Origin of the sequence: Streptomyces albidoflavus, from assembly GCF_000719955.1 — a bacterium.
Taxonomy (GTDB): Bacteria; Actinomycetota; Actinomycetes; order Streptomycetales; family Streptomycetaceae; genus Streptomyces; species Streptomyces albidoflavus.
The window spans coordinates 80,188-94,585 of the sequence record NZ_JOII01000022.1 but is presented as its reverse complement, the minus strand read 5'-3'; the positions used below and the strand labels follow the sequence as shown (position 1 = coordinate 94,585).

Genomic DNA, 14,398 nt, shown 5'->3' with positions numbered 1-14,398 from the left:
CCGATGTTGCTCGACGTGCGCGACCTCCAGGTGGAGTTCCACACCAGGGAAGGCGTCGCCAAGGCCGTCAACGGCGTCTCCTACTCCGTCGACGCGGGGGAGACCCTGGCGGTGCTCGGCGAATCCGGCTCCGGCAAGTCCGTCACCGCCCAGGCGATCATGGGCATCCTCGACACCCCGCCCGGGCACATCACGGGCGGGGAGATCATCTTCGAGGGGCGCGACCTGCTGACCCTCAAGGAGGACCGGCGGCGCAAGGTGCGCGGCGCGGAGATGGCGATGATCTTCCAGGACGCGCTCTCCTCGCTCAACCCGGTGCTCACCGTCGGCGAGCAGCTCGGCGAGATGTTCACCGTCCACCGCGGCATGTCCCGCAAGGACGCCAAGGCGCGGGCGGTCGAGCTGATGGACCGGGTCCGCATCCCGGCCGCCACCGCACGCGTCGACCAGTACCCGCACCAGTTCTCCGGCGGCATGCGCCAGCGCATCATGATCGCCATGGCGATGGCGCTGGAGCATGGGGCTCATCCTCATCACCCACGACCTCGGTGTCGTCGCCGACGTCGCCGACAAGATCGCGGTGATGTACGCGGGCCGGATCGTCGAGACCGCCCCCGTCCACGACATCTACCGGGCCCCCGCCCACCCGTACACCCGCGGACTGCTCGACTCCATCCCGCGCCTGGACCAGAAGGGCCAGGAGCTGTACGCGATCAAGGGGCTGCCGCCCAACCTGCTGGCCATCCCGCCCGGCTGCGCCTTCCACCCGCGCTGCCCGCTGGCCCAGCCGGTCTGCACCACCGACGAGCCGCCGCTCTACGAGGTCGACCCGCGCCGCCGGAGCGCCTGCCACTTCTGGAAGGAGACGCTCGATGGAGCCCGATGAGCGGCCCGGCCCCGGTGAGGGCGAGGGGAACACCGGCGCCACCCGCGACGACCAGACCCCCGGCAACCAGCCGCCGTCCACCGAGGACCTGCTGACCCGCTCCCGCCTGGAGTCCACCCGCGCGGCGGGCGAACCCATCCTGGAGGTCCACCACCTGGTCAAGCACTTCCCCCTGACCCAGGGCATCGTCTTCCGCCGCCAGGTCGGCGCGGTCAAGGCGGTCGACGGGGTCTCCTTCGACCTGCACCAGGGCGAGACCCTCGGCATCGTCGGCGAGTCCGGCTGCGGCAAGTCGACGGTGGCCCGGATGCTCGTCCACCTGGAGCGCCCCACCGGCGGGGAGATCCGCTACAAGGGCGAGGACGTCTCCCGCCTCTCGGGCCGCGCCCTGAAGGCGGTCCGCCGCAACATCCAGATGGTCTTCCAGGACCCGTACACCTCGCTCAACCCGCGCATGACGGTCGGCGACATCATCGGCGAGCCGTACGAGATCCACCCCGAGGTCGCGCCCAAGGGCTCGCGCCGCAAGCGGGTGCAGGAACTCCTCGACGTGGTGGGGCTCAACCCGGAGTACATCAACCGGTACCCGCACCAGTTCTCCGGCGGTCAGCGCCAGCGCATCGGCATCGCCCGGGGCCTCGCCCTGCGCCCCGAGATCATCGTCGCCGACGAGCCGGTCTCCGCCCTCGACGTCTCCGTCCAGGCCCAGGTCGTCAACCTCCTGGAACACCTCCAGGACCAGTTCGACCTCTCCTACGTCTTCATCGCGCACGACCTCTCCATCGTGCGGCACATCTCCGACCGGGTCGCCGTCATGTACCTCGGCAAGATCGTCGAGACCGGCACCGACGAGGAGATCTACCAGCACCCCACCCACCCCTACACCCAGGCCCTGCTCTCCGCCGTCCCCGTCCCCGACCCCGGCGCCCGCGAACGCCGGGAGCGGATCATCCTCACCGGGGATGTGCCCTCGCCGGCCAACCCGCCCTCGGGCTGCCACTTCCGCACCCGCTGCTGGAAGGCGCAGGACCGGTGCGCCCTGGAGGAACCGCTGCTCGCCGTCCCCGCGGTCTTCCGGGGGCTCGACGGGCCCGAGGCGCACCCCTCCGCCTGCCACTTCGCCGAGGAGAAGCAGATCGTGGTCCAGGCCGAGGAGGAGCGGCCGGGGGACGACACCGGGGACGGGCGGGGCACCGGTTCGGCCGAATCCTGATTCAAGACGACAAACCGGGATCAACTGCGTTAACACGACGGCAACTTGGCAGACGCGGTTCCGATATACGGACGCGTCAGAGTCGACAGCGTACGGCCGTGCGGGTGCCGTAGACCGGCCGGAGCGCTTCTGCGCTCCGGCCGGTCGCCTGTGCGGCCCGTGCTGCCACACTGGCCCGCATGGAGCGACCGCCGGTGGATGTGGAGAGCCTGACCGCGAGGCTGGTGGGGCGCTTCGGGCCGCAAGTCGCGCAGTGGTGCGCCGCCGTGCCGGAACTCCTCGCCCGGCTGGCCTCCCGGTGGGGACTGGTGCTCGGCGGCCCCCTCCCGGACGGCGCCTCCTCGGTCACGCTGCGGTGCCGGTGGCCGGACGGGACGCCCGCCGTGCTGAAGATCGGCCCGGAACGGGAACTGCTGGCCGAACAGGCCGTGATGCTGGGGTGGTTCGCCCCCTCGGGCCGGGTGCCGGCCGTGCTCGCCCTCGACGCGGCGGAGGGGGCCATGGTGCTGGAGGAGGTCGTGCCCGGCACGCCGGTGGCGGAGCTGCCCCCGCCGGGCCCCGGGCCGTGGGCGGAGCTGATGGCGGCCCTGCACGGCGCCGCCCCGGCCGCGACGACCCCACGGCTCCTGCGCGGGCGGATGGAGGAAGCCTTCGCCCGGGTCGGGCGGCGGCTGGCCGAGCCCGCCGTCGGGGCGCGGCTGGACGCCGCCGCGTGGGACCGGGCCCTCGGGCGGTGCGAACGGCTGCTGGACACGGAGACGACCACCGTGCTGCTCCACGGCGACCTGCACCCCGGCAACGTGCTCGACGGCGGCGCCGGGCGCGGCCTGGTGGCCATCGACCCGAAAGCCTGCGCCGGTGACCCCTGCTTCGACGCCGTGGACTTCGTCGTGGCGGGCGCGGGGCGGGAGGGCGTCGAGGCCCGGTGCGCCGGGGTCGCCGCCGCCTACGGGCTCGACCCGGACCGCCTGCACGCCTGGAGCCGGGTGGACGCCGCCTTCGCGGCCGTCGCCCGCCTCGGCGCGGGCGACGAGGGCCCGGCGGTCGAGGAACTGCTCGCGCTGACCCGCTGAGCCCCCGGGGGCCGGCCCGCGCCGACCCGGTGGGCCGTAACTCCCGCCGAGGCGCGCCCCCTTGTGGGTGGCTGGCGTTGCCGGAAGGATCGCGGGCATGGGGGAGACACAGATACTCGGGCGGGGCGGGCGTGTCGCCGGTTCCGTCGTCAGTTCCTTGCTGGCCGCCGTGGTGCTGGGGTGGGTGATCCGCGACCTGACGGTCGGCGGGCCGGAGGGCCTCTGGTGGCACTGGGCGGGCCAGGCGGCGGGGTACGGCCTGCGGCGGAGCGCCTACACCACCGGTGAGGACGTGCTGCTGCTCGTCCTGTACGCCGTGGTGGCGGTCAAGGTGATGCGGTCGGCGTCGGCGGCCGTGCTGCTGGCCGCCACCGGCGCGCTCACCGTGGCCCTGCGGCTGCCCGCGACGGTCGGCCTCGTCCAGGCGGCTGACGGGGGCGACCTGTTCGGCGGTCCGCACCCGGGGGCCCTCGCGACCACGGCCGGTTCCGTCCTCGGCGGCCTCGTCCTGATCGTCCTCGCCGCCGCCGGACGCCGTCCCGCCGGACCGCGGGAGGCGGCCGTCCCGCCGGGGCGCGCGGTCGCCGGCTGGGCCGGGGCGCTGCTGCTGCTCGGCGGGGCCGTGGTGGTGGCCTGGCAGGTGTACGCGGGCGGGAACCTCGGCTGGGAGCGGTACGCGGCGATCTTCTTCGGCACCGGCCACCCCCAGAGCTCGGTACTGCTCGGCGCGCCCGGCTGGCAGACCGCCGCCCTGGCCTGCCTCACGCTCGCCGCCGGAGTGGTCTGCCTGCGACGGGGCCCCGGCGCGCGGGCCCTCGGCGTGCCCGCCGCCCTCCTGCTCGCCGGCGCCCAGGCCCTGATCCTCAGCGCCTACCTCCAGGGCTCGGTGTACGAGCAGCTCCCGCTCCTCGACACCTCCTCCCAGCTCGCCCTGGTGACGCCGCCGGTGCTCTGCCTGCTCGGCCTCGTCGTGCTCGCCCTGCTGGTGCCGCGCCCCGCCCCCGGGCAGCCCGGACCGTACGGGCCCGGCCCGGCGCCCTGGCAGGCGACCGCGCCGGGCCCGTACAACAACCCCGGCCCCTACAGCGGCCGTTAGGCCATGCCCAGGGACCGCTTCAGGAAGTCGACCTGGAGGAGGAGCAGGTTCTCCGCGACCTGTTCCTGCGGGGTCATGTGGGTGACGCCGGAGAGCGGCAGCACCTCGTGCGGGCGGCCCGCGGCCAGCAGGGCGCTGGAGAGGCGCAGGGTGTGGGCGGCCACCACGTTGTCGTCGGCGAGGCCGTGCACGATCATCAGCGGCCGGTGCTGCGCGGCGGCGGCCGAGAGGCCCTCGTCGGTGACGAGCGAGTTGCGGGCGTAGACCTCGCCGTCGGCCTCGGCCGGGTCGCCGAGGTACCGCTCGGTGTAGTGCGTGTCGTAGAGCCGCCAGTCGGTCACCGGGGCCCCGGCGATGCCCGCGTGGAAGACGTCGGGGCGGCGCAGCACGGCGAGGGCCGAGAGGTAGCCGCCGTACGACCAGCCGCGGATGGAGACCCGGGAGAGGTCGAGCGGGAACTCCTCGGCGAGCGCGTGGACCGCCTCCACCTGGTCGTCCAGGGTGGCGGTGAACTCGTGGCGGATCGCCTTCTCCCAGGCGGGGGAGTGACCCGGGCTGCCCCGGCCGTCCGCGACGATCACCGCGAACCCCTGGTCGGCGAACCACTGCGAGGTCAGGTGGGCGTTGTGGGCGGCGAGCACCCGCTGGCCGTGCGGGCCGCCGTACGGGTCGAGGAGGACCGGGAGCGGACCGTCCCCTTCGCGGTAGCCGGAGGGGAGCAGCACGGCGGCGGGGATCTTGCTCTTCCCGGCCCGGGTGAGCGTCGGCCGAGGGGCGATTACCGGACTTTCTGCGTGCGAGGCGACGACGGCGATCTCCTCGCCCTCGCGCAGGACGCGGGCCCGCTGCCCCGGCCGCTCCAGGGTCGAGGAGACGAGGACGGTGACCGGTCCGCCGCGCACCGCGCCGTGCACACCGGCTCCGGTGCTCAGCCGCTCCGTGCCCAGTTCGTTGACGCGCAGCACGTGGATCTCGCCGGTCTCCGGCTCCTCGGCGCCGGGCCCCGCCGAGACCTGGACCAGCAGGTCGTCGGCGCCCACGTCCAGCAGGCCGCGCACGTGGAAGGCGTCCGAGGTCAGCGGCCGGTCGCCGACGGCCAGCACCCGCGCGCCGCCCTCGTCGGCGATCCGCACCAGCCGCCCGTCGGGGGTCCGCGCGGGGGCGCCCGCGTGCAGGTCGAGCCAGCGCGGGTCCTCGTCGGCGTGGACCATCCGGGTCTCGCCGGTGGCAGGGTCGGCGGCCAGGTAGAGCTGGCCGCGCTGGTCGCGGGACTGGACCAGCAGCAGCGGGCCGTGCGCGTCCCAGCCCACCCGCGCCAGGTACGGGTAACGCTTCCGGTCCCAGCCGATCTCGGTGCGCCCGGCCCCGTCCAGCGGGTAGGCGAAGAGCCGCACCTCGGCGTTGGGGGTGCCCGCCGAGGGGTAGGCCACCCGGGCCGGTTCGGCCGCCGGGCGGGCCGGGTCGGCGATCCACCAACGGGCCACGGGCGCGTCGTCGGCCCGCTCCACCAGCAGCGCCGAGCTGTCCGGCGCCCACCAGAAGCCGCGCGAGCGGTCCATCTCCTCGGCCGCCGCGAACTCCGCGAGGCCGTACGTCACCGACTCCGCCTCCGGCTCGGCCACCGCCCGGTCGCCGCCGCCGTCGGCCGCCACCACCCGGAGCGCGCCCCGCACCGTGTACGCGACGTACCGGCCGTCGGGCGAGGGGCGCGGGTCGATCACCGGCCCCGGCACGTCCAGTTGGCGCACCGGCGCCGGGGAGGTCCCGCCGGGGCGCAGGTCCGCCACGTAGAGCCGCCCCGAGAGGGTGAACGCGGCCGTCTCCACCGCCTCGTCCACGGCGTACCCGACGATGCCCGCGCCGCCCTCCCGGCTGCGCTCGCGGCGGGCCCGCTCGGCGGCCGACAGCTGCTCGCCGGCGCCGGCCAGCAGGGCCGCCGGATCGGCGACGGGACGCTCGTGCGGCTCGCCCTCCAGGTCCAGCACCCAGAGGGCCTGGGCCCGTTCGGTGCCGGAGGCCGAGCGGAGGAAGACGACCCGGGAGCCGTCCGGGGCGACGGTGAACGCCCGGGGCGCCCCGAGGGTGAACCGCTGGGTCCGCGCGTGCTGCCGCGGGAAGCTGAGGTGTTCGGTAGGCATGCCAGGAGACTATGGCTCAAGCGCCCCCTTGTGCTGCCGTGCGCCGATCCATGCGCGTGTACGGATAGTTATGATCCGTAGCGCCTGGTGGGTATCCCTCTCCCGACCGGGCTGTTCCGCCCTGCCCGCACACGAGTTGACCGCGTCGCCCCGCCCGGGACGGCGCCACAGATCCAAGAGATCGGTCCACCGAGGAAACCGGAGGTGATCCGCCGTGGCACTCTCGATTTCGGCGGTGGTGCTGCTGCTGATCGTCGTCGTCCTGCTGATCCGTAAATCGGGTCTCAAGAGCGCGCACGCCCTGGTCTGCGTCCTGCTGGGCTTCTATCTGGCCAGCTCGTCCGTGGGCCCCATGATCGGGGACTTCACCTCGAACGTGGCGGGCATGATCGGCGGTATCAAGTTCTGACCCCGCCCGGGCCAGGCCGGCCCGGGTGAGGCCCTGTCCGGCGGACAGGGCCTGGGCCGCCGGCGGTGCCGTCCGCCGTGGCCTGCTCCGTCGTGCGCCCGGCCGCCTCGTAGGGTGGGCGCATGACGGATCTGCCCGCCCGCCGACTCCTGCTCGTCCACGCGCACCCGGACGACGAGTCCATCAACAACGGCGCCACCATGGCCCGCTACGCCGCCGAGGGCGTCCACGTCACCCTGGTGACCTGCACCCTCGGCGAGGAGGGCGAGATCATCCCGCCCGAACTGGCGCGGCTCGCCGCCGACCGGGACGACGCGCTCGGCCCGCACCGGGTCGGCGAGCTGTCCGCCGCCATGCGCGAACTGGGCGTCCAGGACCACCGCTTCCTCGGCGGCGCCGGACGCTACCGCGACTCCGGCATGATGGGCCTGCCCCAGAACACCGCCGGTCGCGCCTTCTGGAGCGCCGACGTGGACGAGGCCGCGCTCCACCTCGTCGAGGTGATCCGCGAGGTCCGCCCGCAGGTCCTGGTCACCTACGACCCCGACGGCGGCTACGGCCACCCCGACCACATCCAGGCCCACCGGGTCGCCCACCGCGCCGCCGAACTCGCCGCCGACCCGGCGCTCCGCCCCGACCTCGGCCCGGCCCACCGCATCACCCGGATCTACTGGAACCGCCTGCCCCGCTCGGTCGCCGAGGAGGCGTTCGCCGCGCTCCCCGAGGCGCTGGCCGGCACCCCGTTCACCCAGGTCGCCGACGTCGCCGACCTGCCGGGCGTGGTCGCGGACGAGCAGGTCACCACCGTGGTGGACGGCACCGCGTACGCCGGGGCGAAGGCCGCCGCGATGCGCGCCCACGCCACCCAGATCACCGTCGCCGAACCCCTCTTCGTCCTCTCCAACGAACAGGCCCAGCCGCTCTTCACCGTCGAGTACTACGAACGGGTGGCCGGTCCGCCGGGGGCGCCGGAGGGCGAGCGGGAGACCGGCCTCTTCGCCGGACTCGACGCCGTGGCGGACGCCGGGAGCGCGCGATGAGCCCCGCCCAGGACGCCCCGCGTCCCTCCGGAGCCACCCGTGCCCGCGCCCGGGCGGGGGAGCGGCCGCCCTCCACGGCGCAGCTCCTCGGCTTCTCCGGCGGCGGCTTCTCCCCGCGCCGACTGGCGCTCTACGTCCCGCTGTTCCTGCTCGGCGCGGTGACCGGGGTGGCGGGCAGCCTGCTCCAGGCCGCCTGGTTCCCCGGCGGGCTGCTGCTCGCGCTCGTCGCCGCCGTGGGGGTCTTCCTGGGGTCGGGGTGGGTGGCCCGGGCGCGCGGCGGGGCCGTCGCCGCGGTCGCCGGGTGGATGGCCGCCGTCATCCTGCTCACCACCACGCGGCCCGAGGGCGACTTCGTCTTCGCGGCGGGCGGCGGATCGTACCTCTTCCTCCTCGGAGGGATGGCGTTGGCTGTGATCTGCGCCACCCTCTGGCGTCCGGGTCCGGGCGAGGGGTGACCGTACGGCCTCCGGGCGCCCGAGGCGTCCCAGTTGGGACCGGACTTACCACTTCCGGCACACGGGCACCATGAGCCCCACGGATGGTTTGAACACCGGGCGCACGATACGGACCGGTGGCGGACAGTATGGTGGTGCGCGCCGCCGAACCGCCCCAGGGGGTGTCTGAAGAACCCCGAGCAAGGCCGACAGGGGCGGTGGAGCCGATCGGGAGAACCTGCCTTGAGTCGTGAAACTGACAGTTCGTCGTCCGGACCCCAGGGCCGCGACAACACCGCCTACCCCTCGGGGACACCGCCGTACGGGGCGTCCGCCGCGGGCGGCGCCGACGAGCGCGGCCCGGCCGCGGACGGCCGAGGCGACGCCGAGCGGAAGACCGAGACCACGCTGACGACGCGTATCCGGATCAACATCCCCGGATCGCGGCCCATCCCGCCGGTCGTCATGCGTACCCCCGTCGCCGACAAGGACGGCGACGCCGAGACAGGGGAGACGGCGGCGCCCGAGCCCGCCGCCGAGCGGCCCGGACCGCCCGCCCCGGGCGGCCAGGAGCGTCCCGGCGGCCACGCCGGTGCCGAGGCCCCCGCCGAGGAGGCCCCGCGCCCGGCCGACAAGCCCACCAGCGACTGGTTCGCGCCACGCAAGGGCGGCGCCCGTCCGGCCGCGGGCGGCGCCGCGGGCGCGGGCTCCGCCCCGCGCGGCGGAACCGGCCCGAGCGGCGGTACGCCCGCCTCCGGCACCCCGACCGGCCCCGCCACCGGCGGCCCCGGTCCGCGCCCGGGCGGCTCCGGGCAGGCGCCCTACGGCTCGGGCGCCACCGGCGACACCGGCCCGACCGGCACCCCGGGCCGCAACGGCACCACCGGCTCCTTCGATGTCTCCCGGGCCGTCGCCCAGGGACCGCTGGGCCCCGGCCCCGGACGGCCCGACGGCCCCACCGGCGGCCCGGTCAGCGGCGACTCGACGGTCCGCCCCGTCCTCTCCGACGGCGGCCGCCCGCCCGGCGACACCGGGAACACCCCGCGCCCGGGCGGACCTCGCCCGCCCGCCGGACCGATGAGCGACGACACCGCCGTGCTCACCCCGCAGAAGCCCGCACCCGAGCGGCCCGGCGAGCGCGAGCACGTTTCCGGTGACACGCTCACCAGCGGCCTGCCCGTCGTCCCGCCCGCCACGGGCGGCCCCGGCGGACCGTTCGGCCCCGGTGGTCCCGGCGGGCCCGGCGCCCACCGGGACGGGCCGCTGCCACACACCCCGCCCCGGCTGCCCGAACCGCTCGGCGAGCCCGAGCCGGCCTCGTCCACCCCGGCGAAGAAGAAGGGCCGTAGCAAGCTGGTGCTGCTCGGGGTGGCCGTGGTCGTGGCCGGCGCCGGGCTGTACGGCGCGGGGCTGCTCATGGGCCACGCCGACGTGCCGAAGGGCACCACCGTCCTCGGGGTGGACATCGGCGGCTCCACCCACGACGAGGCGGTCAAGAAGCTCGACGCCGCCTTCGGCGAGCGCACCGCCCTGCCCCTCGCCCTCGACGTGGACGGCAAGCAGGCCGAGCTGAAGCCCGCTCAGGCCGGTCTCTCGCTGGACAGCGAGGAGACCGCCCGGACCGCCGCCGCCAGCGACTACAACCCGGTCACCGTCATCGGCTCGCTCTTCGGTCAGCAGCGCGAGGTCGAACCGTCGATGCCGGTCGACCAGGAGAAGCTGGCCGACGCCCTCGACCGGCTCGCGGGCACCGCCGGGTCGGCGGTGGAGGGCTCGATCTCCTTCGACTCCGGCAAGCCCGTCCCGGTCTACGGCAAGGCCGGCAAGACCCTCGACGTCAAGGGCTCGGTCAACGCCGTCGAGCAGGCGTACCGGACGCAGGTGGCGACCGGGAAGGCCGGGCCGGTGGCGGTGCCGATGGCGACCCGGGAGCCCACGGTCTCCAAGGCCGAGGTGGACCGCATGATGAAGGAGTTCGCCGTCCCGGCGATGTCCGGCATCGTCACGGTCAAGGCCGGGAACGCCTCCATCCCCTTCGGCCCGGAGCGTTCGCTGCCGCAGATCCTCAGCGTGCAGGCGGTCGACGGCAAGCTGGTCGAGAAGTACGACCAGGCCGCGCTGAAGAAGCTGTACGGCAACACCTTCGACGGCGTCCTGATCACCCGTGGCACCGGCGACAAGACGCCGGTCACCCCGGAGGACGTCATCGGCGCGATGCGCCAGGCGCTGCTCGGCACGACGCCCGCCGAGCGCGTCGGGGTCATCGAGACCGACGCGAGCTGACCCGCCACGTCCAAGACGGCCGCCCGCCCCTCACCGGGGCGGGCGGCCGTCGCGTTTTCCTGCCCCCGGGGCATGTGCCAACTGGATGGCCGGACAAGGGGGTTGGGCGCCGGGCCGGGGTTGTGCGGAGCCATCGGCGGGCGGATGGTGGAGACCGGTAACAACCGGGCGAGTGCGCGAAGGGGCGGGTGCCGTATGGCGTGGGAGTTCACCGACGACCGGGGTGTCACGGTGCGGTCGGAACGCAGGCCGGAGCGGGTGGCGGCCTATCTCAGGGCGGGTGCGGGACTGGCGGACCTCGGGGTGCTGCCCGTCGCCGTGTTCGGTTCCGGGCACGACGGGGACCGTCCTGATCCGGCCAAGTGGGGACCCGAGGCACCCGCCGGAATCCCCTACCTCGGGGCGTCCGGCGCGCTCGACGAGGAGCGGCTGCTGAGCGAGCGGCCCGACCTGATCGTGGACGTGACCTACGACGGGAAGCACGCCTACGCCGTGGACGACGGGGCGGCCGAGCGGGCGCGCCTGCCGGTCCTCGCCCTGTCGGTGGCGGGCGAGGTCCCGCAGGCGCGGCTGCTGGAGCGGTTCGCGGAGCTGGCGGTGGCCCTCGGCGGGCGGGACGGGGAGGGCGCGGAGCGGCTGGCGGCGGCCGAGGCGCGGCTGCGGACGGCCGCGCTGCGCGCCCCCGGCGTCCGGGTGCTGGCGCTCTCCCCGGCCGGGCCGGAGAAGGTCCACCTGGCCCGCCCGCTGGCCTGGCCGGAGCTGCGGCGCCTGGTCGACCTCGGGGTGGGGCTCACCGACCCCGGCGAGGAGGGCGGCGTCAACTGGCGTACGGCGGGCTGGGACAGGGCCGTCGGGCTCACCCCCGACCTGGTCCTCAGCGACGCCCGGGGCAACGCCGACCAGCCGGCCGCCCTCGCGGAGCTGCCCGCCTGGCGCGCCCTGACCGCCGCGGCGCCGGTGCTGCCGTGGAACCCCGAACTGCCCTGCAGCCGCCGGGCGACGGCGGCCTTCCTGGAGCAGGTGGCCGGGGCGCTGGAGGGGCTGGCCGGGACGGCCTGAGCGCGCAGGTGCCCCGCCCCCGGTACCAGGACCGGTACCGGGGGCGGGGCGGTTCGTGGTGCGGGGCCGGTCAGGGGGCCCAGGGGGCTTCCAGGGCCCAGGTGGTGTCGGCGGTGAAGTGGCTCAGGGTGTCGTAGGGCTGCTTGCCGCCGGGGGTGGAGAGCCAGACCTCGGAGTCGTAGTGGCGCAGGTAGCTGCCGGACATGTTGAGGCTGGAGAGGCGGACGCCGTTCTCGCCGGGGACGGCGCACCAGGTGGCGTCGTCCTTGAAGAGCTGGGTGCCGTCGTCGGCGTCGCGGCGGACCCGGGACTCGCGGTGGCGCAGGTACTCGCCCGGGTAGTTCCGGGATTCGAGCGAGTAGCAGTTCTCGTCACCGAGGCCGGGGACCACCTTGTAGGTGGCGTCGGCCTTGAGGGTGGCGTCGCTCTCCTGGGAGACCGGGGCGGTCCAGGCGAGGCCGTCCTGGTGGCGGAGGAACTTCTCGGTGTGGCCCTCGGTGGTGACCCGCAGGGAGCGGTTCTCGCCGGTGGGCAGGGTGACCGCGCCGGGCAGGGAGCGGGAGGCGTCGATCAGCGCCTGGTTGGCGGTGGCGACCCGGTCCTGGTCGACCTTGACGACCTGGCGGTCGTAGGTGAGCAGGCCGTTGACCTCGTTCTCCACGTCGGTGATCTCGGTGTAGACGGAGGCGGAGAGACCGGCCGGCATCTGGCCCTCGCGGATGCCGTCCAGGAGCCCGACGAACCGGTCGTTCAGGGCGGCCGTGTCGGCCTGGTCCTCGTAGCTGAAGCCGCCGCCCGGGTACCACTCGTGGCCCTCGGTGCGCAGGCCCAGGCCGCCGAACTCGCCGAGGACGGCGGCCCGGTCCGGCTCGGGGGCGGTGTTGCCGGGGCCGACGTAGACGTGGTTGTCGACCACGTCGCCGTTGCCGCCGTCGACCGAGCCGCAGCAGTTGACCCCGCTCATGTTGTTGACCAGGCGGGAGGGGTCGGCCTCCTTGACCTCGTCGGCGATGCGGGCCTGGTCGTACTGGCCCCAGCCCTCGTTCTGGTTGACCCACATGACCACCGACGGCGAGGAGCGGTGCTGGTCGATGATCCGGTGGTACTCCTTCTCCCACTGCTCGCGGGCGGGCGCGTCCGGGACCTTGCCGGTGTCCATCGACGGCATGTCCTGCCAGACCAGCAGGCCCAGCTTGTCGGCCCAGTGGAACCAGCGCTGCGGCTCGACCTTGATGTGCTTGCGGACCATGTTGAAGCCGAGGTCCTTGTGGGCCTGGAGGTCGTACTTGAGGGCCTCGTCGGTCGGCGCGGTGTAGAGGCCGTCCGGCCAGTAGCCCTGGTCCAGGGTGCCGGTCTGGAAGACGAACTCGCCGTTGAGGACCGGGCGCTGGACGCCGTCGATCTTCTTCAGGCCGATCGAGCGCATCCCCGCGTAACTGTCGACCTCGTCGCCGGCGGCCCCGTCCGCCGGGAGCAGCTCGGCCTTCACGTCGTACAGGAACGGGTCGTCCGGGGACCACAGGTGCGGGTCGGGCACGGAGACCGACAGCTCCTCGCCGGCCGCGCCGGTGGCGGTGCCGACCTCCTCGCCGTCGTCCAGGACGGTGACCTTGACCTCGCGTCCGGCGGCGCCCTCGGCGTGCACGGTGGCGCGCAGGGTGTCGTCGCCCAGCTCGGGGGTGAGGTCGAGGCGGGTGATGTGGGCGGGGGCGACCGGCTCCAGCCACACCGTCTGCCAGATGCCGGAGGCGGCGGTGTACCAGATGCCGCCGCCCGGATGCGGCTCGATGTCGTGCTCGTCGTCCTGGCGCTGCTTGCCGACGGCGCCGCCGCCGTGCTGGGTCGGGTCCCAGACCGAGACGGTGACGGTGTTGGCGCCCGCCTTCAGATGGTCGGTGATGGTGAAGTCGAAGGCGTCGAAGCCGCCCTGGTGCTCACCGGCCTTCTCGCCGTTGACCCAGACCGTGGTCTCCCAGTCCGAGGCGCCGAAGTTGAGCTTCACCTCCCGGCCGTCCCAGTCCTCGGGGACGGTGAACTCGCGCTGGTACCAGAGCTTGTCGCCCGGGGTGATCTTCCGCTGGATGCCGGAGAGCGCCGACTCGGCGACGAACGGGACGCGGATCTGCTCGTCGAAGGAGTCGGGGACGCCCGCGTCGGCGTCGGTGACCGCGAAGTCCCAGATGCCGTTGAGGTTGGCCCAGTCGGGGCGGGTCAGCTGCGGGCGCGGGTACTCCGGCAGCGGGTTGTCCACGGAGACCTGGTCGGTCCACGGGGTGGTCATCGGGGCGGGCTTCGGCTCCCAGGCGGCCTGGCCTGCGGCGCCGGCGGGGGAGGCGGCCAGGCCGGTCGCGGCCAGGGCGCAGGCGGCGAGCGCGGTGGTCAGCCGCCGCCAGGGCCGTGAGCGCGGGCGGGCGCCCCGGCCGGGTGCGGGGGTGCGGGTGTCGGTCACCGGTCGGTCTCCTTCTCGGGCGGTGGGGGTCGCCCCGGCCGGGGGCCGTGGCGGTCCGGTTGAGGAGGTACGGGAGGGCGGCGGCCCGTGCGCCGGACACGGGTCGGGCCGGTCCGGGGCGCGGGGCGGCCCGGACGGGTGGGGGTGGGCAGGGCACGGTGGTGCGGCTCTGGGTGGTGCGGCTCACGGCGCCGGGCAGGGCCGGCCGTGCCCCGTGCCGGTGCGGCGGCGGGGCCGGACGGTTGTGCAACGTTGGAAATCCGGCGCTCGGCGGTATGACAGCACGGCGTGCGACGGCTGTCCAGAGATCCGGCAGAG

The 14,398-nt window shown here is 74.8% G+C and carries 10 protein-coding genes and 1 pseudogene; 9 read left to right on the top strand and 2 right to left on the bottom strand.

The window, feature by feature from the left end; translation table 11 throughout:
* Positions 1 to 3 precede the first annotated feature (3 nt).
* From IF45_RS31520 to IF45_RS0121470, 4 genes and pseudogenes are all read left to right on the top strand, one after another.
* Positions 4 to 886 (top strand): annotated as a pseudogene (locus IF45_RS31520) (ABC transporter ATP-binding protein).
* Entirely contained in the window at positions 873 to 2,099 is a 1,227-nt protein-coding gene (locus IF45_RS0121480) for an ABC transporter ATP-binding protein (protein WP_003950653.1), read from the top strand. The pseudogene IF45_RS31520 and the gene IF45_RS0121480 overlap by 14 nt, the downstream one beginning before the upstream one ends.
* Positions 2,100 to 2,299: 200 nt before the next feature.
* Positions 2,300 to 3,172: an aminoglycoside phosphotransferase family protein gene (locus IF45_RS0121475; protein WP_037638336.1), complete on the top strand. Its 873-nt coding sequence runs from the start codon at positions 2,300 to 2,302 to the stop codon at positions 3,170 to 3,172.
* A 97-nt stretch (positions 3,173 to 3,269) separates the two neighbouring features.
* Complete coding sequence (locus IF45_RS0121470; RefSeq protein ID WP_030308976.1) at positions 3,270 to 4,268, top strand: hypothetical protein; 999 nt, start codon at positions 3,270 to 3,272, stop codon at positions 4,266 to 4,268.
* Here the strand turns inward: IF45_RS0121470 and IF45_RS0121465 are convergent.
* The gene (locus IF45_RS0121465; protein WP_030308975.1) at positions 4,265 to 6,406 is read right to left on the bottom strand and encodes a S9 family peptidase; all 2,142 of its coding nucleotides are present in this window, start codon (positions 6,404 to 6,406) and stop codon (positions 4,265 to 4,267) included. The two genes, IF45_RS0121470 and IF45_RS0121465, sit on opposite strands and share 4 nt — an antisense overlap.
* A 214-nt stretch (positions 6,407 to 6,620) precedes the next feature.
* Between IF45_RS0121465 and IF45_RS0121460 the strand changes: the two genes are divergently transcribed.
* From IF45_RS0121460 to IF45_RS0121440, 5 genes are all read left to right on the top strand, one after another.
* Positions 6,621 to 6,815, top strand: coding sequence for a hypothetical protein (locus IF45_RS0121460; protein WP_003950656.1), 195 nt, complete (start codon positions 6,621 to 6,623; stop codon positions 6,813 to 6,815).
* Positions 6,816 to 6,937: 122 nt separating this feature from the next.
* The gene (mshB, locus tag IF45_RS0121455; RefSeq protein ID WP_008406177.1) at positions 6,938 to 7,855 is read left to right on the top strand and encodes an N-acetyl-1-D-myo-inositol-2-amino-2-deoxy-alpha-D-glucopyranoside deacetylase; all 918 of its coding nucleotides are present in this window, start codon (positions 6,938 to 6,940) and stop codon (positions 7,853 to 7,855) included.
* Complete coding sequence (locus IF45_RS0121450; RefSeq protein WP_003950658.1) at positions 7,852 to 8,310, top strand: DUF6113 family protein; 459 nt, start codon at positions 7,852 to 7,854, stop codon at positions 8,308 to 8,310. The genes mshB and IF45_RS0121450 overlap by 4 nt, the downstream gene beginning before the upstream one ends.
* Before the next feature lie 222 nt (positions 8,311 to 8,532).
* On the top strand, positions 8,533 to 10,572 hold the full coding sequence (locus tag IF45_RS33565; RefSeq protein ID WP_030308973.1) for a peptidoglycan binding domain-containing protein: 2,040 nt from the start codon (positions 8,533 to 8,535) through the stop codon (positions 10,570 to 10,572).
* Between the two features lie 195 nt (positions 10,573 to 10,767).
* Positions 10,768 to 11,631 carry a TroA family protein gene (locus IF45_RS0121440; RefSeq protein WP_015507145.1) on the top strand — a complete coding sequence of 288 codons (864 nt, stop codon included), beginning with the start codon at positions 10,768 to 10,770 and terminating at the stop codon, positions 11,629 to 11,631.
* A 70-nt stretch (positions 11,632 to 11,701) separates the two neighbouring features.
* Here the strand turns inward: IF45_RS0121440 and IF45_RS0121435 are convergent, their stop codons facing one another.
* Positions 11,702 to 14,080, bottom strand: coding sequence for a glycoside hydrolase family 2 (locus IF45_RS0121435; RefSeq protein WP_030308970.1), 2,379 nt, complete (start codon positions 14,078 to 14,080; stop codon positions 11,702 to 11,704).
* Positions 14,081 to 14,398 lie beyond the last annotated feature (318 nt).